The following is a 25,921-nucleotide window of genomic DNA, read 5'->3' on the forward strand; positions in this document are numbered from 1 at the left end:
GTGGATGTCTGCCGCGCCATCCTAGGTGCCCGACCCGGTCGAGGTCGGGAGCCCGCCGCGGGGGGCGCGTCAGCCGCGCCGCAGCCGTCGGGTGAGGGGGGCGAGTGTCTCGGTGACCTCGCGCACCCGCATCCGGGCGGCGAGGGCGAGGCTCAGGGCGAGGACGACGAGGGCGACGAGGGCGGTGACGACGACGGCCCCGGCCCAGGTGTCGGTGTCGAGGACCAGGTCGAGGCCGCGCAGGACGAGCCCGCCGCAGGCGGTGGCGGCGACGGTGGCGATGACGAGGCGGATGTTTTGCTGCAGGACGCGGCCGAGCTGGAGGGGGCCGAGCCGGCGGCGCAGCAGCCAGAAGCCGATCAGGGCGGCGGTGAGGTTGGAGACGGACTGCCCGATGCCGACCCAGGTCGCGACGTCCTCGGGGGGACGGGTGGAGCCGAAGAGGGTCACGGAGACCGCGACGAGGGTGACCACGAGCTGCAGGCCGAAGGGGGTGCGACCGTCCTCGTAGGCGTAGTAGGCCCGTTGGACGAGGAAAAACCAGCCGTAGGGCACGAGCCCGAGCATCATCGTCACGAGGACGCCCACCGAGGCGTCGGTCGCGGCGCGGGGGGTGCCGGGCAGGATCGCGGCGAGGACGAAGGGGGCGAGCAGCACCATGATCGCGGTGGCCGGGATCAGCACGACGGCGGGCAGGGTCATGCCGCGTCGCAGGTCGGCCGTGACGGCGGCGGTGTCGCGGTCGTGGGCGGCGTGGGAGAGCCGGGTGAAGAGGGCGGTGACGAGGGAGACCGTGATGAGCCCGTGGGGGAGCATGAAGAGCAGGTAGGCATTGGCGTAGGCGGTCAGGCCGGCGCCCTCGACGCCGAGGTGCTGGGCCTCGTAGGTCGCGGAGGTCAGGACGCGGGAGTTGACGAAGTAGCCGAGCTGGCCGACGGCGACGGCGGCGAAGGCCCACATCGCCATGCGTGAGGCGCTCCCGAGGCCGCTGCCCCGCAGGCCCCACACCGGCCGGTAGCGCAGGCCGGTGGCCCGCAGCGACGGGACGAGCACCAGCGCCTGCAGGGCGATCGAGAGGGTGGCCGAGCCGGCGAGGACGGCGATCATCGTCGGGCTCCAGTCGGCGACCGGGGCTCGCAGTGGGGCGTCGGTCAGCAGGAACCACGCGAGACCGGCGATCGCGACGACATTGGCCAGAGCGGGCGCCCACATGAACATGCCGAAGCGGCTGTGGGCGGTGAGGACCTGCCCGAAGAGGGTGTAGACGCCGTAGAAGAAGACCTGCGGCAGGCAGATGACGGCGAAGGCGGTCGCCAGGCCCCGCGAGGGTCCGTCCCAGCTGCCGGAGACGACCAGCTGCACGAGCAGGGGCGCGGCGAGGGTGAGGGCGAGGGTGACGGCCGCGAGCGTGGTCACGGCGATCGTCAGCAGTCGGTTGATGTAGACGGTGCCGCCGTCCTCGTGGCGCATGGCCTTGGTGATCTGCGGGACGATGACGGCGTTGAGCACCCCGCCGGCGATGAGCAGGTGGAAGATGTTGGGCAGCGTGTTGGCGGCATTCCAGGCGTCGGCCGGCACGAGGTTGAGGCCGACGACAGCGATGGTCAGGGTGTTGCGCACGAGGCCGAGCACCCGGGAGGCCAGGCTGCCGGCGGCCATGATCGCGCTCGAGCGCACGATCGAGGGCTGCTCACGGGTCGTCGTGGGCTCCACGTCGTCGGGCCCGGTGGGCGCCTGACTCATTCAGCTCTCCTCGGTGGGCTCGTCCGCGGTCCTCGGACGACGACCGCCCCGCACGGTACGCCACGTGCCGCCGGCCAGGAGGAGGGCGGCCGCGCCACCGATGACCCAGTAGATGGATGCGCCGGTCGGACGCACCTTGACGCGCAGGGTCGCGGGCGCGGTGACCTCGTGCCCTGAGGGGGTGGCGACCGAGACGTGGACGGGCACCTGCCCGGCGGCGAGGGCGCTGGCCTGGACGGTCACGGTGTGGCTGCCGCCGGGGCCGATCGTCACGGGCTCGGGGTCGTCGTCGATGCGCAGGGAGGGGTTGCCCGGGGAGAGGCGGACGACGAGGTTGGTCAGCTCGACGTCGGTGCGGTTGACGATCGTGATCTGCAGCCGACCCGTGTCGGCGAAGAAGTTGACGTCGCCGGACCGGACGACGACGTCATCGGCGGTGAGAGCGACCTCGTCGGTGACCTGTTGCTGCAGCGCCGCGTAGTCGCTCGGTGCGGTGCGCCACCGGGCGGAGGTCAGCTGGTGGAGGGTCGGCACGAGCTCGCGTCGCCAGGCCCGTCCGTCGGAGCGGACCGACGCGAAGGTGACCATCGCCTCCTGGTCGTCGGAGATCTGCTGGGCGCGGTTCTTGCTGAGCAGCGCGGCCCGAGGCGTGTCGGGCGTGGTGGCGCGGCGGATCTCGGTGCGCGTGCGGGGGGTGCGGACCGGATCGGCGTCCTCGGCGGCGGTCAGGACGCTCGCGAGGTCCCCCTTCGTCACCCACGGGATGTCCCCGGAGGCGTCGCGCAGCTGTTCCCACGCATCGGGGTCCGGGGTGGTGCCGCGGTCGGGCACGACGAGCACGGTGCGGGGGGTGCCCGATCGTTCGGTGAGGATCGACGCGGTCTCGGCGACGAGCTGCTGCCGGGCGAGGACGACGTCGTCCGGGCCGGTCAGTCCGGCGACGAGCTCGGAGAGCGGGCCGTCGCGCACGACGAGCGGGGTCCCCCCGGTCGTGCGGACCCCGCCGGTGGCGGTGAAGCCGTCGGACTCGAGGCTGCTGCCGGGGACGAGGAGCGAGGTCGGGTCGGCGTGGAGGTCGTCGAGTGCCTCCGCCCGCTCGTCGGTGGCCAGACCGTCGGCAGGCCACAGGACGTCGCTGCGGGCGCCGAGCTCCTCGGCGACCGCGGCCCCGTCGGCGACGCGGGGGCGGACGAGGCGGGCCGCGGCCCCGGAGCGGGCCCCGGCGGCGACGTCCGCGTCGGCGCCCGGGAGCACGAGGGTGCGCGACCCGACGATGCGGTCGCGCAGGGCGGTGGCACGCTCGGCGCGCACCCGCCGCTCGGCGGTGCGCGTGGTCTCCTCCTCGGGCACGTCGAGCAGGGTGGGGTCGATCAGCCAGGCCTCGTCACGGGCCGGAGGTTCGTCGGTGAGCCGGGCGAGCCGCGAGTCGGGGCCGACGGCCTCCGACCAGGCCTTGGCCCTCCCTTCGCCGTGGCCGAAGAGACGACGGTCGGCGGGCAGGCCGAGCGGGATGCCCCAGACGAGGCCGAGCGGCTCGTACTCCTTCGTCCGGTGGACCCCGATGAAGGTGTGCACCGCGGTCGTCTCCGTCTGGATGCTCACCCAGGCGGCGCCGGCGGAGGCGTCGGGCAGCAGGTCGTCGGCGTCGACCCGCAGGACGAAGGGGGTCGACCGTCCCGCCGGGAGGTCGTCGAGCGAGTCGTCGTCGAGGGAGGCCCCTTCGACGGGGCGGGTGCCCTCGGTCCAGGTGGCGATGTCCGAGCGGCGGCTGCCGGCCTGCTGCGGGACGAGCCGGACCGAGGGGCTCTCGAGGGTCTCGGTGCCGGTGTTGGTCAGTCGGCCGCGGACGGTGGCGCGGCCGTCACCGTCCGCGACGGGGGTCATGGAGGTGATCGTCAGCCGGGTGCCCGTGGCATCGGGCGCCTCGGGGGCAGCGGTCGAGGGCGCGGCAGCGACGGGGAGCACGACGAGCACCGCGAGCAGCAGGCCCGCGATGCGTGCGCTCAGCCGTCGCCGGCGAGCCGCTGCCACGCCTCCCTCGCGATGCGTCGCTCGTTGGGGAAGGTCAGGTGCCGGGGGGCGTCCCGCAGCGGCAGCCAGGCGACGTCGACGGCCTCGTGGTCGGGGTCGTTGTCGATCGTCAGGTATCCGCCGATGGCCTCGAGCAGGTAGTGGTGGACGAACTTGTGGATCCGCCGGTCGGGCGTGGCGAACCAGTAGTCGATGGTGCCGAGCTCGACGAGGACCCGCGCCTCGATGCCGGTCTCCTCCGCGACCTCGCGCGCGGCGGTCTCGACGAGGGTCTCCTCGCCCTCGATGTGCCCCTTGGGCAGGCACCACTCCAAGCGACCGGCCCGGTTGCGCCGCGCGATGACGGCGATGCGGGCCTCCCCTTCGTGCACGTCGACGACGACGCCCCCCGCGCTGCGCTCCTCGACCGCAGGCAGACGGCGCTGCGGTCCGGAGGTGGGAGCGGGGTGACTCATGTGGTCACTGTAGCCACCGCGCCCGTGGCTCCCCCGGGGAGCATGGTCCGGTGGCTCGGGGAGCGGGCGCGGCCTACCTACCGCTAGGTTCGGACGGCACCGCCGAGGACGTCGGTGCCGCCAGCGTCAGCGTCGACGCCGTCATCTGGAGCCCTCATGAGGTCATCTCTTCGCCGACTCGCCGTCTCCGCCGCCGCTGCAGCAGTGGCCTGCGGTGCGCTCTCCGCCGCACCGGCCAGCGCCGCACCGGCGGCTGCCGACGCCGCGCCCAAGGTCGGTCCCTACCAGCTGAACTTCAGCAGCAGCCTGCTCTACTCGCTCGTCTACCCGGACGCGCAGGCGCAAGGGGTCAACGACTGGGGGTGCGTGCCGCGAGCGGGTGAGCACCCGGTCGTCCTCGTCCACGGCACCTACGCCAACCAGTACAACTCCTTCGCCCGGATGGCGCCCGAGCTGCGATGGGCCGGCTACTGCGTGTACTCCTTCAACTACGGCACCGACGGCACGGATGCTGCGGCGCAGCTGCCCGGGGTGTACGGCACGACGGGGCTGTCGGACAACGGCGACGAGCTCGCCGCCTTCGCCGACACCGTGCGTGCGCGCACCGGGGCCAGCAAGGTCGACATGGTCGGCTGGTCGCAAGGCGGGACGATCATCACCGACGTGCTGAAGAAGCACGGCGGCGGTGGGGTCGACGACGTCGTGACCCTCGCCGGCAGCCACCACGGCACGACCCTGTCGGGTCTGGGGACGATCGCCGAAGCCGTGGGGGCGACGGACCTCACCCGGGCCGGGCTGGGCCAGGCCGCCGTCGACCAGATCAAGGGCTCGGAGTACATCACCGCACTCACCGCCGACGGCGACACCGTGCCCGGGGTCGACTACACCGTCATCGGGACGAAGTACGACGAGGTGGTCACCCCCTACCGCAGCACCTTCCTCACTGCCGGTCCGGGAGCCACGGTCCGCAACATCACCGTCCAGGACGGCTGCGCGATCGACGTCAGCGACCACCTGTCGATAACCCACAGCCCCCGGGTCATCGACATCACCAAGCGCGCGCTCAGGGCCAACGGATCGGGGACCCTCCGCTGCCTGCCCAACGCGCCCGTCCTCTGACCCACCCCCTCGCCACGCATTTGCCTAGGGAAATACGGATCCCCCCGCGCATTTCCCTAGGCAGATGCGGACCCCCCGCATTTCCCTAGGGAAATGCGGACGGGGGGTGGGGGCGGGGCGAAGGGAGCGGGCCCGGGCACCGCGTAGCCTTGGGCCCCATGTCCGACCCCGCCCTGCCCCCGGAGATCCTGCGCGCCGCGGTGGCCCACCTGGCTCCGACGGTCCCGCTCCTCACCGACCTGGGTGAGCGCTTCGCGGCGGGTGGGCACGAGCTCGCGCTCGTCGGCGGCCCGGTGCGTGACGCCTTCCTCGGGCGGACCAGCGGCGACCTCGACTTCACGACCTCGGCGTCGCCGGACGAGACCGAGGCGATCCTCGCCGACTGGGGCGACGCCCACTGGGACATGGGGCGCGACTTCGGGACGATCGGTGCACGCAAGGGCGCCGACGTCGTCGAGGTGACGACCTACCGGGCGGACGCCTACGACGGGACGACCCGCAAGCCCGTCGTCGCCTTCGGCGACAACCTCGAGGACGACCTCGTCCGCCGCGACTTCACCGTCAACGCGATGGCCCTGCGACTGCCCGACCTGGAGCTCGTCGACCCGCACGGCGGCATGCTCGACCTCGCCGCGGGGCGGCTGCGTACCCCGTCCGCCCCCGAGGTCTCCTTCAGCGACGACCCGCTGCGGATGATGCGCGCGGCGCGCTTCGTCGCCCAGCTCGGGGTGACCCCCGGGCCCGAGGTCTTCGAGGCGATGACCGCGGCCGCGGGGACCCTCGAGATCGTCTCGGCCGAGCGGATCCGTGACGAGCTGGTCAAGCTGCTCCTGGCCGCCGACCCGGTCGCCGGGCTGCGGGTCCTCGTCGACACCGGCCTGGCCGAGCACGTCCTGCCGGAGCTGCCCGCACTGCGGCTCGAGATCGACGAGCACCACCGGCACAAGGACGTCTACGAGCACTCCCTGACCGTGCTCCAGCAGGCGATCGACCTGGAGGGCGTGGCGGGGCCGGACCCCGACGCGGATCTCGACCACCCGGTGCCGCGGCCCGACCTCGTCCTGCGTCTTGCCGCCCTGCTGCACGACATCGGCAAGCCCCGCACGCGGCGCTTCGAGGAGGGCGGCGGTGTCTCCTTCCACCACCACGACGTCGTCGGGGCCAAGATGACCGCCAAGCGGATGCGGGCACTGCGCTTCGACAAGGAGACGACCAGGTCGGTCGCGCGCCTCGTCGAGCTGCACCTGCGATTTCACGGCTATGGCGACGGGCAGTGGACCGACTCGGCCGTGCGTCGCTACGTCACCGACGCCGGCCCCCTGCTCGAGCGCCTCCACCGGCTGACCCGCGCCGACTGCACGACCCGCAACCAGCGCAAGGCGGCTCGCCTGCGCCGGGCCTACGACGACCTCGAGGAGCGGATCGTCGAGCTGCAGGAGCAGGAGGAGCTCGACCGGGTGCGCCCCGAGCTCGACGGGCACCAGATCGCGCAGATCCTCGACATCGACCCCGGCCCGGTCCTCGGCGAGGCCTACCGGTACCTCCTGCAGGTCCGGCTCGACGAGGGCCCGATCGGCGAGGAGGCCGCCGCAGACCGGCTGCGTGCGTGGTGGGCCGAGCGCGGGTGAGGGCAGGTCCGATGGGGAGTGCTGCCCATCGCCCTGCGGCGCCCACCGCCCTAGATTTGGGCTGACCCGCCCGCGAGGGCCGCACCGCCCACCTCCCAGGGAGAAACCATGACCGTCCGTGAAGGCATGGACAGCTCGCGTGTCCGAGAAGTCGCGAGCGGCCTCGACACCCAGGTCCATCGACTCGGGGAGATCCTCGTGCGCGGCAATGCGAGCGCCGCGGTCCTCGGGGACAACTGGGGCGGCGAGGACGGGCAGGAGCTCCTGCGCCAGTGGCGCGACGACGCCGGCAAGCAGGTCGGGGCCGCGAGCGAGATGCTGCGCTCGATCTCCAGCGAGCTGCGCCGACAGGCGGACGACCAGGACCGCGGCTCCGGCGGGCAGGGCAGCGGCGGGGGACCCGGTGGTCCGGGCGGTCCGGGCGGACCCGGTCGCGAGCCGGGTGACGGTCGCGGCCGCGGCACGGACGCCGAGGAGCGCCCCGACATGGGCAACGGCTACGACATCCTCGGGCGCGACCAGGACTCCTGGGGGGTGCGCACCAACACCGACGAAGAGGGCAACAAGCACCACTACGACCCGATCACGGGCAAGACGTGGCAGGAGGACGCCGAGGGTCGGTGGCTCAACAGCCAGGGCCCACTCGGCCACGAGATGCGCTCGCACACGGACATCAACGAGCGCGGCGACGGGTGGGAGACCGCGCACGAGAGCACCCGCGGAGAGGGTGGGGGGTACCGCGAGTGGGGCGAGTCGTGGTCCAACGAGCGCTCCTTCGACGACAACCGCTGGCAGGACGTGCAGGGCGTCCTCGACAACGTGCAGAGCGAGCCCATCGTCGAGCAGGGCCTGTGGGATGGACAGGTCGGCGACCAGGTGGCCCGGGGCGAGGTCGGCAACGACCAGGTCGGCGCGAGCGGCGAGTTCCTCTCGTACAACGCGGAGTCGCAGGGCTCGATGGGCATCGACGCCACACGCGGTGCCTACGTGGACGCCAGCGCCGAGGCCGGCCTCTACGTCGCACGCGGCGAGGCCCACTGGGCCAACGACCACGGCACGTCGGCGCAGGCCGAGGGTTACATCGGTGCGCAGGGCGAGGCCACGGCCGGCGCCCAGATCGGCCCGGGCGGCGCGCGCGTCGAGGCCGGTCTCGAGGCCTTCGCCGGTGGTCGGATCGAAGGGGGCGTGAGCCAGGACCTCGGGCCGGCGAGCGTGGGGGCCTCCGGTTCCCTGTCGTACGGCATCGGTGCCCACGCCGAGGGGAGCGCGGAGTTCTCCGCCGACCGGGTGGGCGTCTCCTTCGACGTCGGCGCCACCCTCGGCGTCGGAGCCTCCATCTCGCTCGACCTGTCGGTCTCGCCCAACGAGATCATCGACGGCCTGAGCGATGTCGGTGAGTCGCTCGCCGAATCCCCGATCAACCCAGGCAACTGGTGGTGACCCCCCTTCGTCCCGAGATGGCAGGCTGGGCCCCAGACCCCGGCCGCCGCCCCCGAGCACACAGGAGCGCAGCATGACCCAGATCAGCTACCCCAGCGAGGTCGTCCCCGGCCCCCCGCCCATCACCCTCGAGATGCCTGAGGGCTGGGAGCAGGTGTGGGCACCGGACACGCTCATCGCCATCCGCGACCGGGACGAGGGCGCCACCCACTTCCTCGCCAACGTCGTCGTGCGCTTCTACCAGCGGCTGGCTCCCTTCGGGCCCGAGGAGATCCACGCGGAGCTGAAGCAGTACGCACAGCAGCGTCAGGAGGGGACGGTCGGCCAGCTCAAGCACCAGGAGGTCGACGGTCGCGAGTTCGTCGGGGCCGACGTGGCCTTCGTCGACGCCGAGGCGGGCACCGTCGGTCAGGTGCACTGGTTCACGGCGCAGCGGCAGAACGACGTCTTCGACGTCATCCAGGTCACGGGGTCGTACGCCGGCGCTCGCCGCGAGACGGATTACGCCACCATCGATCGCATCGTCGACTCCATCCGCATCAACCCCTGAGAGCCGCCCCATGCCGCAGCTGACCTACCCGAGCGAGGTCTTCCCGGGTCCCCCCGGTGTGACCATCGACGTCCCGGACACGTGGGCGCCCGTGCGGGTCGGCGGGACCCTGCTGTCCTGCCGCCGCATCGAGAGCGACCACGGCTTCGCGCCCAATGTCGTCATCCGAGGCTTCCAGCGCACGGGGGACTTCTCGATGCGCCAGGCACTGGACGAGCTGCGCGGCTTCGTCGCCCAGCAGGACCAGGGCCACGTCGACGAGCCCTTCGAGCTCGAGCTGGGCGAGGTTCCCTTCGTGGGGGTCAACGTGTCGTGGACCGACCCGGAGATCGGGACGGTCGTGCAGATCCACCTCTTCGCCGGGTCGCGGCGAGGCCGCATCGTCGACCTCGTCCAGGCCACCGGGTCCGTGGGCGGCGGTGACGCGCAGAGCGCCTACGGTGAGGTCCAGCAGGTGCTGCGGACGATCCGGGTCACCCGGTGACGGCGGTGGCACGCCCCGAGGAGCTGCCCGGCCTGACCCTGCGGGTGGGTGCGGCGACGGACACCGGGCGGGTGCGCTCGCTCAACGAGGACTCGGCGCTCGCGGAGGGCGGCATCTTCGTCGTCGCCGACGGCATGGGCGGGCACGCTGCCGGTGAGGTCGCCAGCGGCATCGTCGTCGAGACGATGCGCGAGCTGGTCTCGCGCGAGGACCTCACGGCCGACGGCGTGAGCCGCCAGCTCGTGCTGGCCAACGACCGCATCCTCGAGGCGGTCGACTCCCACCCGGAAAACAAGGGGATGGGCACGACCGCCACCGGTCTGGCGCTCGTCACCGCCGGGGGCGCCGACCACTGGGCGGTCTTCAACGTCGGCGACTCGCGCGTCTACCGGGCCATCGACGGCGCACTCACCCAGGTGACCGTGGACCACTCGGAGGTGCAGGAGCTCGTCGAGGCCGGAGTCATCACCGCCGAAGAGGCCCGCACCCACCCGGCGCGCAATGTCGTCACCCGCTCGCTGGGCACGGACTACGCCTTCCAGGCCGACGTGTGGGTGCTGCCGCCCTATGCCGGTGAGCGCTTCGTCATCTGCTCGGACGGCCTGACCAACGAGATCACCGACGAGCAGCTGCATGAGATCCTGCAGCGCGAGCCGCACCCCCAGGCCGCAGCCGAGGAGCTCGTCCGGGCCGCGGTCGCGGCCGGTGGGCGTGACAATGTGACCGTGGTGGTCGTCGACCTGCACGGTTCGGTGGGCGACGACCTGTCGGAGACGAGCCCCCGGGCCACGGGGGACGACACCGCGCCGCGGGGACAGCTGAGCGACAAGGAGTGACGATGAGCACGAGGATCGACGGTCGGGACGGGTGGATCGAGGTCACCCGCGACGGGCTGCACCTGCTCGCGAAGGGCGACGTCTCCCTCGCCGAGCGGGTCGAGGCCGCCCTCGGGTCGGCCGACGGCGACGACCTCGTCGATGTCGTGACCGACGAGCTGACGACGGGCGGCGTGCGCCGCACGCCCGACTTCGCCCTCGTCGACGAGACCTCCGGCCGGGTCCTCGTGCGCGGCACCGCGTCGGTGACCGTCACCGGGGCCGAGGGGACCCGCACCGTCCTCGCGCCCGCACGCGGACCGTGGACCGACGAGGACCTCGAGGGCGGCTCGGACGAGGTGGTGCTGGCCACGGGTGAGCCCGAGCCCGCCGTCACCACGCCCGACGTCGAGCAGACTGATGTCGAGGAGCCTGCTGACGGACCCGCTGCTGAGGAGCCTGTGGCCGACGAGCCCGCCACCGAGGCGCCCGAGCAGGCAGCGGCGCCCGAGGCCTCCGGCTGGGCGCTCCCCTCCGTCTTCGCCGCGGAAGCGACCTCGGCCCAGGAGCCGTCCCAGCAGGAGCCGGTCGAGGAGGGGCGGGTCGTCGAGAGCCCGGCACCCGAGGCCCAGGAGCTCGTCGAGCCCGAGCCCCAGCCGCAGGCGCCCGCCGACGCTCCTGCCCCGACGACGCCCGCCGACACCCCGGCGGAGGACGAGGAGGAGCTGCCGAGCTTCGACTTCCTCTTCGGCAACACCCAACACCACCGCAGCTCGCTGCTGGCGGCCATGGAGGAGGACGAGTCCAAGCAGGCCCCGATCGACTCCGGTCCGGTCGCCGCCGCCGGTGGCTACCAGCCCTCCGACAACCCGGCCCATGCCACCCTCGCCCCGCCCTCGGAGGAGGACGAGCTCGACGGACCGGCAGAGCCCGCGGGCCCGACCGCCGGCGAGCTGCCGGGTGGCCTGCCCCCGATGCCGGGGGGCGCTCCCTTCGCCGCCGACGACAGTGACACCTCGGGTGACGACATCGGCTACCCGGCCGAGGAGGAGCCGGGCGCAGGCACCGGGTACCCGGTGCCTGCGCCGCAGGCCGCCGATGAGCAGGTCCCGAGCGACACGGGCCAGGACGAGCCCACGGACGAGGAGCCGGCAGCCGCCGCTCCCATCCCGGCCGCGGCCCGGGCTGCCGTCCCGGCGGCGCCGAGTGGTGTCATGGCCGCCCGCGACACCGCGACGGGTCACGAGCCCGGGGGTGGTCGACCGCAGTTCGTCGACGGCCACCTGGTGGGGTCGCGGGTGCCCGAGGCAGCCGCCGAGCCGCCGAGCGCGCCGGTGCACAGCGGCCCGGGTGCCCCCGTCGACAGCGGCCCGGCCGCAGCAGCAGCTCCGACGGCCCCCGAGACCTCCCGCCCGGAGGCCTCCGACGGGCTGATCTCCTCCGTGCCCTGGGCCGGTGACGGTGGTGCCCCCGCGGGCGGACCGGCCGGCCCCAACCCCGGGGTGCCGGGCCTGCCCTTCGGCCTGCCGGGCCTGCCGACCCCCGACCAGGGGGCCGCCGTCCAGCCCGAGCCCACGTCGACGGAGGACGAGCAGCCCGGCGCCGCCGAGCCCATGGTCCTCGCGGTGCGCTGCTCCGTCGGTCATCTCAACGCGCCCCACGCCACCCGCTGCCGGGTGTGCGGGCAGGACCTGCCGAGCCAGCAGCCCGAGCAGACCGCCCGTCCGGCCCTCGGTCACCTGCGGTTGTCGACCGGCGACGTCGTCACGCTCGACCGTGGGGTGCTCATCGGACGCGCGCCGCGCGCAGACGTCACCGGCCCGCGCACGCCGCACCTCGTGCGCATCTCCAGTCCCGACAACGAGATCTCGCGCAACCACGTCGAGGTCGTGCTCGACGGCTGGCACGTGCTCGTCCGTGACCTCGGCTCGACCAACGGCACGACCGTGGCGCTGCCGGGGTCCTCGCCGGTGCGGGTGCGCCCCGGCGACCAGCAGACGATCGAGCCTGGTACGACGATCACCCTCGCCGACCAGGTCTCGATGGTCTTCGAGGTCACGGGATGATGCCTGAGTGAGCAGCACGTTGCCGCCCGACCTCGAAGGGCTCGACTACGTCCAGCCGCTCGGCTCGGGCGGCTACGCCGACGTCTTCCTCTACGAGCAGCAGATGCCGCGGATGAAGGTCGCGGTCAAGGTCCTCAAGACCGAGGGCCTGACGCCGACGATCCAGCAGCAGTTCATCGACGAGGCCAACACGATGGCCCAGCTCGCGGACCACCCGTACATCGTCCAGGTCTTCCGTGCGGGGACGAGCGACGACGGGCGCCCCTTCCTCGTCATGAAGTACTACCCGCCGCCCAACCTCGCCCAGCGGGCGCGGACGGCGCGCTTCTCGGTCGAGGAGGTGCTGCGCACCGGCATCCAGCTGGCGAGCGCCGTCGAGACCGCGCACCGGGCCGGGGTCATCCACCGCGACATCAAGCCGGCCAACGTGCTCGTCAGCCAGTACGGCTCGCCCGGCCTGACCGACTTCGGCATCGCCGGGCGCGGTGGTGCCCTCGAGGAGCTCGACGAGGACCTCGGGGTCTCGATCCCGTGGGCCCCGCCGGAGGTCCTCTTCGGCCACAGCAACGGTGACGCGCGCGCCGACGTGTACGCCCTGTCGGCGACCCTGTGGCAACTGCTCGTCGGGCGGTCCCCCTTCGAGGTGCCGGGCGGGGACAACTCGGCCCTGGAGCTCATGCCCCGCATCCGGTCCAACCCGCCGCCGAGCACCGGCCGGGCCGACGTGCCCCAGTCCCTCGAGCGGCTCCTCGCCCAGGCGATGAGCAAGAACCCGCTGGCGCGACCCGCCAGCGCGATCGAGTTCGCCCGCAGCCTCCAGCAGATCGAGCAGGAGGAGCGCTTCTCCCGCACGGCCATCGTCGTCCTCGACGAGCTCGGGCACAGCGGGGACTCCGGCCGCCTGCCGGGGCAGACGCAGGACCGCACCCAGCTGCGGGCCTCGTCGGGGTCCAACCCCCGCCCCACGACGGGTGCCCCGCCGCCGCCGCTCGGCCAGCCGGTCATCGGTGGGCAGCTGAGTGGAGGACGCAGCATCGGGCACTCCGGGCCGGTGCCGATCGCGGACGGCGTCGTCGCCCGCGCAGGTGACCCGGCGCCCTCCGGGCCGCGTCCGGACCACGCGTCCGGGCCGCGACCTCCGCAGTCCTCCGGCCCCCGTCCGCCGTACGCGCCGGGCCCCCAGCCCGCGCAGAGCTCCGGCCCCCGTCCACCACAGGCCTCGGGCCCGCGCCCGCTGCAGTCACCGCCGGGTGGTCCCGGTAGTGGGCCCCGGCACGGGTCCGGCGCGCCACGACGGCCCGGCCCGCGACGCTGGGTGCCGATCGTCGCCGGCGCCTGCGGCTTCCTCCTCATCGTCGGGATCATCGGTACGGCGCTCGCCCTCAACGGTGGGAGCGAGGGCACGCAGACGTCCGGCACGGGCGGTGCGACCGGGGGCTCGCTCGACAGCGCCCCGACCTTCACGATGCAGGTCGAGGACTCGCAGCTCGTCTACACGATCGACTACCCCACCTACCAAGAGGGTGACCGCTACCTCGTCAAGGCGGCCCTGTCCGAGGACGTCATCGACAAGGCGACGGCCTACGGCGTCTCTGAGATCGACACGACCACCGGGACGGGGACCTTCTCGCAGGAGTTCGGGTCGGCCAGTCGCCAGTGCGCGCGCGTGCGCGTCCAGCGCGGCGAGGACTACTCGCCGTGGAGCGAGACGAAGTGCGCGGACAAGTGAGCACCCGTCCCCGCACCACCCCGCCGCCTCCCGTCCCCGAGCCCCCGAAGAAGGGGATCGAGGTCGGCCTCGTGCCGCTCATCGCGAGCATCGTCGGAGTCCTGCTCGTGTGCGGCGCGATCGGTGCCGTCCTGTGGGTGACCCGCGACGGGGCCGACCCGCCGCCGACGACGAAGGTCGACCCGACCCAGCCGACGGGTGCGCTCTCCGGTGCACCCGACCTGTCGGTCCGGCTCGACGGGGAGACGATGGTCTTCACCTTCGCCTATCCGGGCCTGCAGGATGGGGACTACTTCTACATCCGCACCGGTGAGGATCCCGACCGGGTGACGGGGACCCCCGTCCGCGTCGACGGCACGGAGCACCGGCTCGGGGTCGCCCCGGGGGTACAGCAGTGCGCGACGGTCCAGGTCGTGCGAGGCTCCCAGCGGTCCGGGTGGTCACAGGTGCAGTGCGAGACGGTGAGGAACTCATGAGTGACAGCGTGGTGACGGTGGACTTCTGCGGGGAGCTCCACGAGGCGCCGAAGGACGGGACGCTGACGATCGGCAGGGAGGGCGACGTCGAGATCGACGACAACCCCTTCCTCCACCGGCACTTCCTCCAGGTGACCCACGAGGGCGGCTGGTGGTGGCTGACCAACATCGGCTCGACCCTCACGGCCACCGTGGCGGACAAGAAGGGCCTCTTCCAGGCGTGGCTCAACCCGGGGGCACGGATCCCCCTGGCCTTCGAGCGGGTCACCGTGTGGTTCACGGCCGGCCCCACGACCTACGACTTCGACGTCCTCGTCGCCAACCCGGGCTTCGTCTCGATCGACAACGACGTGCTCGTGCCTCAGTCGGGCGGGGAGACGACCGTCGGTCGGGTCTCGCTGACGCCGGACCAGAAGCTCCTCGTCGTCGCCCTGTGCGAGGACTTCCTGCGGCGTGACGGGGCCGGGCAGGGGAGCATCCCGAGCTCGACCGCGGCGGCCGAGCGGCTGGGGTGGAAGGTCACGAAGTTCAACCGCAAGCTCGACAACGTCTGCCAGAAGCTCGCCGACGCGGGCATCCGCGGTCTCCACGGTGGCCCGGGCAAGCTCGCCAGCAACCGCAAGTCACGGCTCGTCGAGCACGCTCTGTCGACCCGCATGGTGACCGACGCCGACCTGGTGCTCCTCGACGACGCCTCCTCCGAGGAGGACTGACCGGCGGATGAGCGTGCAGGGGCAGGGGGCGGCCGAGGGGACCGCCCAGACCGCGGGACGTCGTCGGCCCGTCTGGCTCACCGCCGTCTCGGGGGCCATGGTCTCGGTGCTCGTCGTCGTGCTCGTGATCCTCGCCGTGCGTGCCGACGGTGAGCCGGTCCACGACGTCGCCCTGTCCGACGGCGGGATCTGGGTCTCGGGCGGCAGCACCGGCTACTGGGGTCGGGTCAACACCGGCGCCCACGGTCTCGACCTCGTCATCGGGGGCGGCAAGGCCGCCTCGGGCGCGAAGGGGGAGGCGCCGCCGGACATCCTCCAGGACGGCCGCAACGTCGTCGCCGTGACGAGCGACCGCCGTCTCGTCGGCATCGACTCGCGGTCCGGCGAGCCGTTCGAGGGCGAGGTGGAGCTGCCGAAGCCCACCTACGTCACGGGTGTCGACTACGCCAAGCCCGACCTCGTCGGTCTCCGCGGCAACACCCTGGCCGTCGTCGACCACGACACCGGACGGGTCTGGGCCAAGCGCCTCGACCCGAAGGGGGGCACCCCGGTCGCGGACCTCATGGACACCGGTGAGCTCACCACCGTCGGGCCCAATGCGTCGGTGACGGTCGACGTCGACGGGGACGTCATGGCGGTGTCCGCGGAGTCGGGCACGGTCGTGGAGATCCCCGCCGAGGGCGACGGCTTCGGGTCGCCCGAGCGAAGCGACCTCGGCTTCAGCGGGCGGGCCGCGGACATCACCGCGGTCGGCGACGCGTGGGTCGTCCTCGACCTCGAGAAGGGGGAGGTCCACGCCGAGGGCCTCGAGCAGCCGCAGGCGCTGCCGGGGGAGACCCAGGACCAGGCCGGCGTCACCCTCGTCATGGCGACCCTCCAGCAGGCCGGCCCGAGCAACGAGGTCGTCGCCTTCCAGACCCGCGACGAGGCCGGCTACGTGCGGATCGTGGAGGGAGCCGAGTCGTCCACGGAGACCGGGGTGACCTCCGGCCTCGCCGAGGAGGAAGCGCAGGCGCGCTACCAGCGCATCTCCCGGCCGACGATCAACGGAGACTGCCTCTACGCGGCCTGGGGCGACGGCGACACCGTGCGCTGGGGCTCCGCCTGCGGTCAGGCGAGCTCGCCCACGACCGAGCTGCCCGTCTCCGGTACCTTTTCGCGCCGCTACCCGGTCGCCGTGCGGCACGACCGGGGTCAGGTGCTGCTCAACGACCTCGACACCGGTCGCGTCTACGACCTGACCCTGCCGGGCGAGGTGCGGATCGACACGTGGCCCGCCGAGTCGGCGGGCTCGACCCCCCGGGTGTGGGACCCGATGTCGGTCAGCGCCTCCCCGACGAGCACCAGTCGACCGAAGCCGTCGAAGACCTCGACGTCCTCGAAGAAGACGACGAAGAAGGGCTCGGGCGCCAAGAGCCCGACCTCGACGTCCACCAAGAAATCCGGATGAGGAAGCAGGAACGATGAGCGTCTCCCAGGAGCAGGCCGGGTGGTTCAGCCAGGCCTTCCAGCAGATGGTCGGCAACATCGACCAGGTCGTCCTCGGCAAGCAGCACGTGGTGCGGCTGGCCCTCACCTGCCTGCTCTCCGAGGGCCACCTCCTCCTCGAGGACTACCCGGGGACGGGCAAGACGCAGCTGGCCAGGGCGCTGGCCGCGACAGTCCAGGGCACCAACAGCCGCATCCAGTTCACCCCGGACCTGCTGCCCAGCGATGTCACCGGCGTGACGATCTACGACCAGCAGAGCAAGCGCTTCGACCTGCACAAGGGGCCGGTCTTCGCCTCGATCGTCCTCGCCGACGAGATCAACCGGGCCTCGCCCAAGACGCAGTCGGCGCTCCTCGAGGTCATGGAGGAGGGCCGGGTGACGATCGACGGGACGACCCACGAGGTCGGCGTGCCCTTCATGGTCGTCGCGACGCAGAACCCCATTGAGCAGGCGGGCACCTATCGCCTGCCGGAGGCCCAGCTCGACCGCTTCCTCATGAAGACCTCGCTCGGCTACCCCGACCACGAGGCGACGGTCGCCGTGCTCGCCGACGCCGCTCGTCGTGACCGGGCTCGCGGTCTGCGCCCGGTCGTCACGACGAAGGTCGTGGGTGACATGGCCAAGCTCGCGGACCAGGTGCACGTCGACGCGGCGATCCTCGCCTACGTCTCCCGGATCGCGGAGGAGACGCGGCGTCACCCCAACGTGCGCCTCGGTCTGTCGGTGCGTGGCTGCCTGGCCTTCGTGCGCTGCGCCAAGACCTGGGCGCTCAGCCAGGGCCGGACGCACGTCGTGCCCGACGACATCAAGATGCTCGCCGAGCCGGTCATGAGCCACCGCCTGCTGCTGTCCGCCGAGGCGGAGTTCGCGGGCGTCCGCGTCGGTGACGTCATCGGCCGCGTGCTCGGCGAGGTCGCCCCGCCGACCGAGCGCGTCGCCTGACCAGCAGTCCTCGATGACGACCGGACTGCCGACCCCGCCGCCCGACGCCCCTCGTGGGCGCGGTCGCGTCCGCGCGCCCGATACTCCGGCGACCCCCACGGGCCCGTCGAAGCACGAGGCCCGGCTGCAGCAGATGGCGGAGTCGTCGAAGCTGCGTGCCACCGGCGCCCGCCGCACCGTCACCCTGCCCGGCGCGTCGGTCGTCGCGGCCGGTCGTGGCGCGGGCCGGGCGGTCCGCTCCGGTGTCGCGGCGACGGACGAGCGGGTCCGTCGCACGTGGTTCGGCGGTCGGCTGGACTGGGTCACCCCACTCGGCTGGACCCTGCTCGCGCTCGGCGTCCTGCTGTGGGTGCTCGGCGCGGTCCTCGGGTGGGTCGAGCTGACGATCATGGCGGCGACCCTCCTCACCCTCGTCGCGGTGTGCGTGCTGGTCTCGCTCGGTCGTCACAAGGCGGACGTCACGCTCGTCGTCGAGCCGGTCCGGGCGGAGATCGGCGACCTGGCGCAGGGCCACGTCGTCCTCACCAATGCCTCGCGGCGCACGATGCTCCCTTCGCTCGTGCGGCTGCCGGTCGGTGACCACGACGAGCTGATCCCCGTGCCGCTGCTGCGCAAGGGGGCACAGCACCGCACCTCCTTCCCCATCGCGACGCCGCGCCGCGGGGCCGTCCCCGTGGGGCCGCCGACGACCGTCGTCGGTGACCCGCTCGGCATCACCCGCCGGACCGCGACCTTCGGCGAGCAGCAGATCATGCACGTGCACCCGCGGCGGGTCGCGCTCGAGTCCGGCGCCCACGGCCTGCTGCGTGACCTCGAGGGCGAGGCGACGCCCGAGCTGTCGATGGCGGACATCTCCTTCCACGCCCTGCGCGAGTACGAGCCGGGCGACGACCGTCGCCACATCCACTGGCGCTCCTCCGCCAAGCACGGCCAGCTCTTCGTGCGCCAGTTCCAGGAGACGCGTCGGTCGCACCTGGGTGTCGTCGTCGACGCCGACCCGGCGATGTACACCGATGGCGAAGGGGACGTGGAGACCGCCATCGCTGTGGCGGCCTCCCTCATGGTCCAGTCGATCAAGGACGAGCAGGAGGCGACGGTCGTGTGCCGCGACGGGCTCGCCTCGCGCACCACGGTCCCGCTGGTCCTCGACACCCTGACGACGGCGACGCTCGGTCGGGTCGACCTCGTCCGGTCGGCCCGGGTCGTCGTCCATCACGCCCCGGACTCGTCGGTCGCCGTGCTGTGCACCGGCCCGGCGCGGGCCTTCCTCGAGATCCAGCAGTGCCTCGGCGAGTTCGAGACCGAGGTGCACAAGGTCGCCGTCATCGTCGACCCGACGGCCAGTGCGACCGTGCGTCGGGTGCGCGGCCTCACGGTCGTCACCCTCGCCGAGCTCGGCGACCTCACCGACGTCGTCACGGGACTGGTCCCGGCATGAGTTTCATGGGTGCTCCCAAGCCGGGGATGATCAAGCCCCAGCAGACGACCGGCGAAAAGGTGCGCGCGACCCTCGGCCGGATGCGGCCGGGTGCCGCCCACTGGGTCGACACCGTCTTCACCATCGCGCTCGTCGCGTGCGCGCTCGTCGGGCTGCGCACGGTGGTCTTCGGCTGGGAGTGGTGGCAGGCCGCTGCCGCAGGTGTCCTGCTCGGGCTCGTGCTCGGGCACATCCAGGGCACCTACCGGTGGCCCCTCGTCGCGACGACCGCGCTCGGGGCGGTCCTCTACTTCCTCCTCGGCGGGCCGCTCGCCGTCCGCGACGACGTGAAGTGGGGCTTCCTGCCCACGGGGACGACCTTTCGCGACCTGCTCGCGGGGCCGACCCGCGGCTGGATGGACCTGCTGACCCTCGTGCCGCCCGTGGACGCCCGGGGCCACGTCCTCGCCGTCCCCTTCTTCCTCGCGCTCGTCGGCACCGCGACGACCTACGCGACCGCCCGCGTGACCAGCTCGCGACTGCGACTGGGGGTGGCTCCCTTCGTCCTCCTCACGGTGACGATCGCCCTCGGCACGAGCGCTCCGGCGTCCCCGTGGGTGCAGGGTCTGGTCTTCGTCCTCCTCCTCGTCGCGTGGTGCGTCGCCCGCGACCACCTCGACCCGGAGGTCGGCATCGCCCGTCCGGGGGCCCGTCGCCCGGCGCTGTCGCGCGTCGTCGCGGGGGCCGTCCTGCTCGGCGTCGCCGCGCTCGTCGGCGGGCTCCTCGGCCCGCACCTGCCGGGCAGCGGTGGTGAGCGGCAGGTCGTGCGCACCGATGTCGTGCCGGGGCACGACACCAATGTCCTGGCCTCGCCGCTCTCGCGGTACCGCGAGTTCACGGCGACGAGCCCGACGGGCCTCTACGACCGTCAGCTGCTCCAGGTCGACGGTGTCCCGGCGACGACGCCGATGCGGCTGGCCACGCTCGACACGTGGGACGGGTCGACGTGGGGCATCGCCGGCCGCGGCTCCGACCGGGCCGACGCCGGCCGCTCCTTCCAGCAGTTCGGCCGCCGGGTCGGCGTGCTCGCCAGCGACGACACGACGCAGGTCAAGGTGACCGTCCCGGAGGGTGGCTACACCGGCTCGTGGGTGCTCACGACCGGTCGGGTCGAGGGCATCGAGTTCCTCGACGACACGCAGGAGCGGCTCGAGGGGCAGGCCTGGCTCAACCTCAGCACCAACACCGTGCTCGTACCGCCGGCGATCCGCCCGGGTGACGGCTACGAGGTGCGCACCGAGCTCCCGCCGAAGGGGGCCGGTGCCCTCCCCGAGTCCCTGCCCGTGGCCTCGGGCAGCATGCCGATCTCGGGGGACGCCTCCTTCGTCGACGGGCGCATCGCGGCGTGGAAGGGGGACGCCACCGACCGGTGGGGGCAGTTCCGCAACATCGCGACGACCCTGCGCGAGGAGGGCACCTACACGGACGGGACGCCGGCGACGGGTGACCACGCGCCCTCGGGCGACGACGACCTCGCGGCGCAGACGCAGCGCTTCCCCGCCGGGCACGGCCTCGGGCGTCTCGACGCCTTCCTCAACTCCGACCCGCTCGCCGGCAACGACGAGCAGTACGCCTCGACGCTGGGCCTCATCGGCAACCGGCTGGGCATCCCGACCCGGATCGTCGTCGGGGCGACCGCGACCGACGACGGCGTCATCCGCGGCCGTGACATCCACGCCTGGGTCGAGGTCCAGCAGGCCGACGGCAGCTGGTTCCAGGTGCTGCCGCAGACCTTTATCCCCGACATGGCCGAGCAGGCGACCCCCGCCGGCACGGACACGACCCCGTGGGAGGCGCCGGCCGTCGAGCCGCCCCCGCCGCCGCCCCCGCCGCCCCCGCCCCCGCCGGAGCCGGTCGTCGACTGGTCCGCGCCGTCGACGTGGCCCCTGTGGGCCCAGCTGCTCGGGATCTTCGTCGGCATCCCGCTCCTCCTGCTGCTCCTCACCCCGCTCGTCACGGCCGTGCGTCGGGCCGTCCGGCTGCGGCGCGGCACGCCCGACCGCAGGGTCGGTCGCGCGTGGAACGACCTCGTCGAGGAGGCGCGGGTCCTCGGCCACACGCTCCCGGCCGGCGGTACCCGCATCGAGCAGGCCCGGGCCCTCGGGCCCGCCGTCGACGCGGTGCCCGCGGCGATGCGGGCCGATGCCCTCGTCTTCGGCGAGGCGCCGCCCCAGCCGGCCGAGGTCACCGCGTGGCAGGCCGAGCTGCGCCGGGTGCGCCGTCGGCTGCGGCGCGAGGCTCCCTTCGTCACCCGGGTCCGCACGATCTTCGACCCGCGCCCGCTGTTGTCCCGCCAGGAGGACATCGGGCTCCACGACCACACCACCGCCCCCTCCCGGAAGGCGCTCCGATGAAGCTGATGTTCACCCTCCGCGGGTCCGACAACCAGGACACGGACCTCGTCGCGACCGTCGACGGCCGCACGACGGTCGGTGACCTCGCCGAGCACCTCGTCCTCGCCGACCCCGAGCGGCAGCGGTCCGGGGTCACGCCCGGGCACGCGGACCTCGGTGAGCTGACGCTGGCGCTGGTCGACGAAAACCACCGGGCCGTCGACCCGCACACCACGGTCCAGGAGTCGGGCCTGCACTCCGGGGCCCACCTCGCGGTGACCCGTCGGTCCTCGGGGTACAAGGACACCGAGGCCCCCATCGCCATCGCGCGGGTCGTCGCCGGGCCGGACACCGGTCGGGAGTACCCGCTCCAGCGGGGGACCTCGCACGTCGGGCGTGGTCGCGGCTGCGAGGTGCAGATCAACGACGCCTCCGTCTCGCGACGTCACGCCAAGCTGCTCGTCGCGGACGTCGTCGAGGTGACCGACCTCGGCTCGTCCAACGGCGTCGTCGTCGGCGACGAGCAGGTCGACCGGGCGATCCTGCGCGAGGGCGAGACCTTCACCATCGGTGACACGACCTTCGAGATCTCGGCCCGGACCGCGGCCGCGGGCGTCACCCGCACCGAGTCCGGTGACGTCGCCTTCGTCCGCTCGCCCCGGATCGCACCCGTCTACCAGGGTCTGCAGTTCGAGGTGCCGGAGCTGCCCGAGCGCGGCAAGCCGCAGCGCATCCCCCTGGCGATGATGATCGTGCCGGTCTTCATGGGCGCGACCCTCTTCGCCATCACCCGCTCGCGCTTCACGATCATGTTCATGCTCATGATGCCGATGATGATGCTCGCCAACGCGTGGGAGTCCAAGCGGCGCGTGCGGTTGGACTTCGAGGAGGCGATGGTCGACTTCCGCGAGGACGTGGGCTACCTCGTCGAGGACATCGAGACCGAGCTCGACCGCGAGCACGACGTGCGTCGGCAGGAGCACCCGGCCGTCGCGCAGTTCGGCCAGGCGGTTGCCGCCCACCACCCGCTCATGTGGACCCGGCGGCCGGGGGAGCCCGGTTTCCTCGAGTACCGCCTCGGTCTGGGCGTGCGGCCGAGCCGCAGCGAGATCAAGCTGCCCAAGATGGGGCGGACCCGCGCCGAGGCGTGGCTCGAGGTCTCGACCCTCATGCAGGGCCTCGGCGTCGTCGCCGACGTGCCGGTGACGGCTCACCCGCTGCTCGACGGCGCCATCGGCGTCTCGGGACCGCGCGACGCGGCCCTCGGCCTGGCCCGCTCGCTCGTCGTCCAGACCCTCGCCGCGCACTCGCCGGCCGAGGTCGTCCTGTGCGCGCTCACCTCGACGACGTCGGCGCGTGACTGGGACTGGCTCAAGTGGGTACCCCACACCTCCTCGCCGCAGAGCCCGCTCGACGTGCAGCACACGGCCAGCTCCGGCCCCGGGTGCTCTGCGGTCATGGAGCAGCTCGAGGGCCTCGTCGCCGGCGCCGCCGGGAGCAACGACACGCGCAGCGGCCCGGCGGTCGTCGTCCTCGTGGAGAACGACGCGCCGGTCGACCGGGCCCGCCTGGTGCAGCTCGCCGAGACGGGCTGGCAGCAGGGCGTCGTCGTCATCTGGGTCGCGCCCGTCACCGAGCAGCTGCCGGCGGCCTGCCGCACCTTCGTCGAGGTCGCCGACGGGGGCGCCTGCCGGGTCGGTTGGGTCGGGCCCGCGCAGGTGGCGACGGACGTGCAGGCGGACCTGCTCGCGCCGGCCGACGCCGAGACCATCGCCCGCCAGCTCGCACCGATCACCGACTCCAGCGCGCTCGCCCAGGACGACTCCGACATCCCGCGGTCGGTCTCCTACCTCGCTCTCGTCGGGACCGAGATCGCCCAGTCCGAGATGGCCGTCATCGAGCGGTGGAACGAAAACCGTTCGATCCTCACCGGCCGGCACGCGCCGCCGACCCCGAGCCGCAAGCCGGGCTCCCTTCGCGCCGTCATCGGTCAGTCCGCGCTCGGCACGCACAGCGTCGACCTGCGCACCGACGGGCCGCACGCCCTCGTCGGCGGGACCACCGGTGCCGGCAAGTCCGAGCTGCTCCAGGCGTGGATCCTCGGCATGGCGACGGCCAACAGCCCGCAGCGGGTGACCTTCCTGCTCGTGGACTACAAGGGTGGTTCGGCCTTCCGCGACTGCGTCCAGCTGCCGCACACCGTCGGCATGGTGACCGACCTGTCGCCGCACCTGGTGCGACGGGCCCTGGAGTCGCTCTCGGCGGAGCTGCACTACCGCGAGCACCTGCTGGCCCGTTTCAAGGCCAAGGACCTCGTCGAGCTCGAGCGTCGCGGCGAGGTCGAGGCCCCGCCGAGCCTGATCATCGTCGTCGACGAGTTCGCCGCGCTCGTGCAGGAGGTGCCCGACTTCGTCGACGGCGTCGTCAACATCGCCCAGCGAGGTCGCTCGCTCGGCATCCACCTCATCCTCGCGACGCAGCGCCCCGCGGGCGTCATCAAGGACAACCTGCGCGCCAACACCAACCTGCGCATGGCGCTGCGGATGGCCGACACCGATGACTCGACCGACGTCCTCGGCACGCCGGACGCGGCCTACTTCGACCCCGGCCTGCCGGGCCGGGCGATGGCCAAGTCGGGACCGGGTCGTCTCGTGCCCTTCCAGACCGGCTACGCCGGTGGGTGGACGAGCAACACGCCGCCACCGCCGGACATGCTCGTCTCGACGCTGACCTTCGGTGCTCCGGTCGCGTGGGAGCTGCCCGCCAAGCCGAAGGGGGACGAGGATGCCGACCTCGGCCCGACCGACATCCAGCGGGTCGTCGAGACCGTCGAGCGGGCCCGGGTCGAGGCGGAGATCCCGATCCCCCGCAAGCCGTGGCTGCCCGAGCTCGAGGAGGTCTACGAGCTGGCCAAGCTGCCGACGGACCGCCGCGACGACGAGCTGGTCATCGGCATCGCCGACAACCCCGAACGGCAGAGCCAGCCGTCGATCTCCTTCCGCCCGGACGTCGAGGGCAACCTCGCGGTCTACGGTGCGTCGGGCTCGGGCAAGAGCACCTTCCTGCGGACCATCGCCATCGCGGCGGGCTTCACCGTGCGCGGCGGGCCCTGTCACGTCTACGGCCTCGACTTCGGCAACCGCGGCCTGTCGATGCTCGAGGACCTGCCGCACGTCGGCAGCATCATCTCGGGTCAGGACGAGGAGCGGGTCAAGCGACTCATCACGACGCTCCGCGAGACGATCGACGAGCGCGCCATCCGCTACTCGGCCGCCAATGCCACGACGATCACGCAGTACCGCAAGATCACCGGCCGCACCGACGAGCCGCGGATCTTCGTCCTCGTCGACGGGCTCACCGCCTTCCGCAATGCCTACGAGTCGGCGGGAGCGCTCATGAAGTGGCTCGACGCCTTCACCTCGCTCCTCGCCGACGGGCGCCCGGTGGGTGTCCACTTCGTCCTGTCGGTCGACGCCCGCAACGGGCTGCCGGTCGCCATGGGCTCCTCGGTCCAGTCGCGCTTCGTGCTGCGCATGGCGACCGAGGACGACTACTCCTTCCTCGGCGTGCCGACCGACGTGCTCACGCCGGAGTCGCCGCCCGGCCGAGGCATCTTCAAGAAGCGCGAGGTCCAGGTGGCCGTCCTCGGCGGCACCCACGACGCCTCCGAGCAGTCGCGCATGGTCCGCGGTTTCGCCGAGACCATGACGAAGTCGGGAGTGCGACCGGCCGAGCCGATCGCCTCGCTGCCGGAGGTCGTGCCGGCAGCGAGCATGCCGGCCCAGGTCGACGGTCTGCCCGTCATGGCGATGAGCTCCGACGCGATGGCCCCGGTGACCATCGACCCACGCGGTGGCTTCATCGTGACCGGCCCGCCCGGGAGCGGACGGACCACGGCGGTCGTCCAGCTCGTGCGTGCGGTCAAGCGGTGGGACCCCACCTGCCAGGTCAGTCTCATCACGCTGCGCCGCAACTCGGAGCTGCTCGGCCTCCCCGAGATCGACGCCTCCGCGACCCGCGAGGACGACATCAAGGAGCTGTGCGCGACGCTCAAGGAGCGGGCGCTCGACGAGAGCTCCCCCCGGCAGGTGCTCGTGTGCGAAAAGCTCGACGACCTCAACGCGCCGCCCTTCCAGATGCCGCTGCAGGAGGCGATCAAGCCGCTCGTCGACAACGACCACTTCGTCATCGGTGAGGCCGACCCGAGCGCGCTGAGCACGAGCATGGGCCTGCCTGGCCTGGTCAAGGCCAGCCGGTCGGGCATCGCGCTGGCGCCCGACGGGTCCGAGTCGTCGATGATCTTCAAGACCAACTTCCCGCCGCTGGCACGGGTCGTCATGCCCGAGGGCCGAGGGGTCATCGTGCGTCGCGGCAAGTCGCTGATCGCCCAGATGGCGCTCCCCGGCGGACTGGGGAGATCATGAATTCCG

The 25,921-nt window shown here is 72.8% G+C and carries 18 protein-coding genes; 15 read left to right on the top strand and 3 right to left on the bottom strand.

Features of this window, described 5'->3' with window-relative positions:
* Positions 1 to 69: 69 nt before the first annotated feature.
* From murJ to CWN80_RS06395, 3 genes are read right to left on the bottom strand one after another with little or no spacing between them, the layout of a single operon-like run.
* On the bottom strand, positions 70 to 1,743 hold the full coding sequence (gene murJ, locus CWN80_RS06385; protein WP_007929775.1) for a murein biosynthesis integral membrane protein MurJ: 1,674 nt from the start codon (positions 1,741 to 1,743) through the stop codon (positions 70 to 72).
* Positions 1,744 to 3,774 (bottom strand): DUF6049 family protein, encoded by a 2,031-nt coding sequence (locus CWN80_RS06390; RefSeq protein WP_128277030.1) that lies wholly within the window; start codon positions 3,772 to 3,774, stop codon positions 1,744 to 1,746. It abuts the gene before it with no gap.
* The gene (locus CWN80_RS06395; protein WP_128277031.1) at positions 3,747 to 4,229 is read right to left on the bottom strand and encodes an NUDIX hydrolase; all 483 of its coding nucleotides are present in this window, start codon (positions 4,227 to 4,229) and stop codon (positions 3,747 to 3,749) included. Before CWN80_RS06395 ends, CWN80_RS06390 begins: the two co-directional genes overlap by 28 nt.
* 156 nt (positions 4,230 to 4,385) lie before the next feature.
* Between CWN80_RS06395 and CWN80_RS06400 the strand changes: the two genes are divergently transcribed.
* The 15 genes from CWN80_RS06400 to CWN80_RS06475 all read left to right on the top strand — a co-directional run bounded on the left by CWN80_RS06400 (position 4,386) and on the right by CWN80_RS06475 (position 25,915).
* A complete protein-coding gene (locus CWN80_RS06400; protein ID WP_128277032.1) occupies positions 4,386 to 5,348 on the top strand; it encodes an esterase/lipase family protein in 963 nt (320 codons plus the stop codon).
* 158 nt (positions 5,349 to 5,506) lie between these two features.
* Positions 5,507 to 6,976 (top strand): CCA tRNA nucleotidyltransferase, encoded by a 1,470-nt coding sequence (locus CWN80_RS06405; RefSeq protein WP_128277033.1) that lies wholly within the window; start codon positions 5,507 to 5,509, stop codon positions 6,974 to 6,976.
* 108 nt (positions 6,977 to 7,084) lie between these two features.
* A complete protein-coding gene (locus CWN80_RS06415) occupies positions 7,085 to 8,416 on the top strand; it encodes a hypothetical protein (RefSeq protein WP_157986917.1) in 1,332 nt (443 codons plus the stop codon).
* A gap of 73 nt (positions 8,417 to 8,489) precedes the next feature.
* Positions 8,490 to 8,966 carry a hypothetical protein gene (locus CWN80_RS06420; RefSeq protein WP_128277034.1) on the top strand — a complete coding sequence of 159 codons (477 nt, stop codon included), beginning with the start codon at positions 8,490 to 8,492 and terminating at the stop codon, positions 8,964 to 8,966.
* 10 nt (positions 8,967 to 8,976) lie between these two features.
* Entirely contained in the window at positions 8,977 to 9,450 is a 474-nt protein-coding gene (locus CWN80_RS06425; RefSeq protein ID WP_128277035.1) for a hypothetical protein, read from the top strand.
* Positions 9,451 to 9,455: 5 nt separating this feature from the next.
* Positions 9,456 to 10,286: a PP2C family protein-serine/threonine phosphatase gene (locus CWN80_RS06430; RefSeq protein WP_238148099.1), complete on the top strand. Its 831-nt coding sequence runs from the start codon at positions 9,456 to 9,458 to the stop codon at positions 10,284 to 10,286.
* 2 nt (positions 10,287 to 10,288) lie between these two features.
* Positions 10,289 to 12,331, top strand: a complete 2,043-nt coding sequence (locus CWN80_RS06435; RefSeq protein ID WP_128277036.1) for an FHA domain-containing protein — start codon at positions 10,289 to 10,291, stop codon at positions 12,329 to 12,331.
* Between the two features lie 7 nt (positions 12,332 to 12,338).
* Positions 12,339 to 14,060, top strand: a complete 1,722-nt coding sequence (locus CWN80_RS06440) for a serine/threonine-protein kinase (RefSeq protein ID WP_128277037.1) — start codon at positions 12,339 to 12,341, stop codon at positions 14,058 to 14,060.
* On the top strand, positions 14,057 to 14,536 hold the full coding sequence (locus CWN80_RS06445) for a hypothetical protein (RefSeq protein WP_007929790.1): 480 nt from the start codon (positions 14,057 to 14,059) through the stop codon (positions 14,534 to 14,536). Before CWN80_RS06440 ends, CWN80_RS06445 begins: the two co-directional genes overlap by 4 nt.
* Positions 14,533 to 15,249: an FHA domain-containing protein gene (locus CWN80_RS06450; protein WP_007929794.1), complete on the top strand. Its 717-nt coding sequence runs from the start codon at positions 14,533 to 14,535 to the stop codon at positions 15,247 to 15,249. The genes CWN80_RS06445 and CWN80_RS06450 overlap by 4 nt, the downstream gene beginning before the upstream one ends.
* Positions 15,250 to 15,256: 7 nt before the next feature.
* Complete coding sequence (locus CWN80_RS06455) at positions 15,257 to 16,699, top strand: hypothetical protein (RefSeq protein ID WP_128277038.1); 1,443 nt, start codon at positions 15,257 to 15,259, stop codon at positions 16,697 to 16,699.
* Between the two features lie 13 nt (positions 16,700 to 16,712).
* On the top strand, positions 16,713 to 17,681 hold the full coding sequence (locus CWN80_RS06460; RefSeq protein WP_007929797.1) for an AAA family ATPase: 969 nt from the start codon (positions 16,713 to 16,715) through the stop codon (positions 17,679 to 17,681).
* 13 nt (positions 17,682 to 17,694) lie between these two features.
* Positions 17,695 to 19,119, top strand: coding sequence for a DUF58 domain-containing protein (locus tag CWN80_RS06465; RefSeq protein WP_128277039.1), 1,425 nt, complete (start codon positions 17,695 to 17,697; stop codon positions 19,117 to 19,119).
* Between the two features lie 5 nt (positions 19,120 to 19,124).
* Positions 19,125 to 21,512 (top strand): transglutaminase TgpA family protein, encoded by a 2,388-nt coding sequence (locus CWN80_RS06470; protein ID WP_192899846.1) that lies wholly within the window; start codon positions 19,125 to 19,127, stop codon positions 21,510 to 21,512.
* 5 nt (positions 21,513 to 21,517) lie between these two features.
* A complete protein-coding gene (locus tag CWN80_RS06475; RefSeq protein WP_128277041.1) occupies positions 21,518 to 25,915 on the top strand; it encodes an FtsK/SpoIIIE domain-containing protein in 4,398 nt (1,465 codons plus the stop codon).
* Positions 25,916 to 25,921: the final 6 nt, after the last annotated feature.

Source organism: Janibacter hoylei PVAS-1, from assembly GCF_004025845.1.
Taxonomy (GTDB): domain Bacteria; phylum Actinomycetota; class Actinomycetes; order Actinomycetales; family Dermatophilaceae; genus Janibacter; species Janibacter hoylei.

Bases quoted from the DNA above. Each gene is read 5' to 3' on its own strand.
- murJ (WP_007929775.1), bottom strand. From the start codon at position 1,743: ATGAGTCAGGCGCCCACCGGGCCCGACGACGTGGAGCCCACGACGACC.
- CWN80_RS06395 (WP_128277031.1), bottom strand. From the start codon at position 4,229: ATGAGTCACCCCGCTCCCACCTCCGGACCGCAGCGCCGTCTGCCTGCG.
- CWN80_RS06400 (WP_128277032.1), top strand. From the start codon at position 4,386: ATGAGGTCATCTCTTCGCCGACTCGCCGTCTCCGCCGCCGCTGCAGCA.
- CWN80_RS06405 (WP_128277033.1), top strand. From the start codon at position 5,507: ATGTCCGACCCCGCCCTGCCCCCGGAGATCCTGCGCGCCGCGGTGGCC.
- CWN80_RS06415 (WP_157986917.1), top strand. From the start codon at position 7,085: ATGACCGTCCGTGAAGGCATGGACAGCTCGCGTGTCCGAGAAGTCGCG.
- CWN80_RS06420 (WP_128277034.1), top strand. From the start codon at position 8,490: ATGACCCAGATCAGCTACCCCAGCGAGGTCGTCCCCGGCCCCCCGCCC.
- CWN80_RS06425 (WP_128277035.1), top strand. From the start codon at position 8,977: ATGCCGCAGCTGACCTACCCGAGCGAGGTCTTCCCGGGTCCCCCCGGT.
- CWN80_RS06435 (WP_128277036.1), top strand. From the start codon at position 10,289: ATGAGCACGAGGATCGACGGTCGGGACGGGTGGATCGAGGTCACCCGC.
- CWN80_RS06450 (WP_007929794.1), top strand. From the start codon at position 14,533: ATGAGTGACAGCGTGGTGACGGTGGACTTCTGCGGGGAGCTCCACGAG.
- CWN80_RS06455 (WP_128277038.1), top strand. From the start codon at position 15,257: ATGAGCGTGCAGGGGCAGGGGGCGGCCGAGGGGACCGCCCAGACCGCG.
- CWN80_RS06460 (WP_007929797.1), top strand. From the start codon at position 16,713: ATGAGCGTCTCCCAGGAGCAGGCCGGGTGGTTCAGCCAGGCCTTCCAG.
- CWN80_RS06465 (WP_128277039.1), top strand. From the start codon at position 17,695: ATGACGACCGGACTGCCGACCCCGCCGCCCGACGCCCCTCGTGGGCGC.
- CWN80_RS06470 (WP_192899846.1), top strand. From the start codon at position 19,125: ATGGGTGCTCCCAAGCCGGGGATGATCAAGCCCCAGCAGACGACCGGC.
- CWN80_RS06475 (WP_128277041.1), top strand. From the start codon at position 21,518: ATGTTCACCCTCCGCGGGTCCGACAACCAGGACACGGACCTCGTCGCG.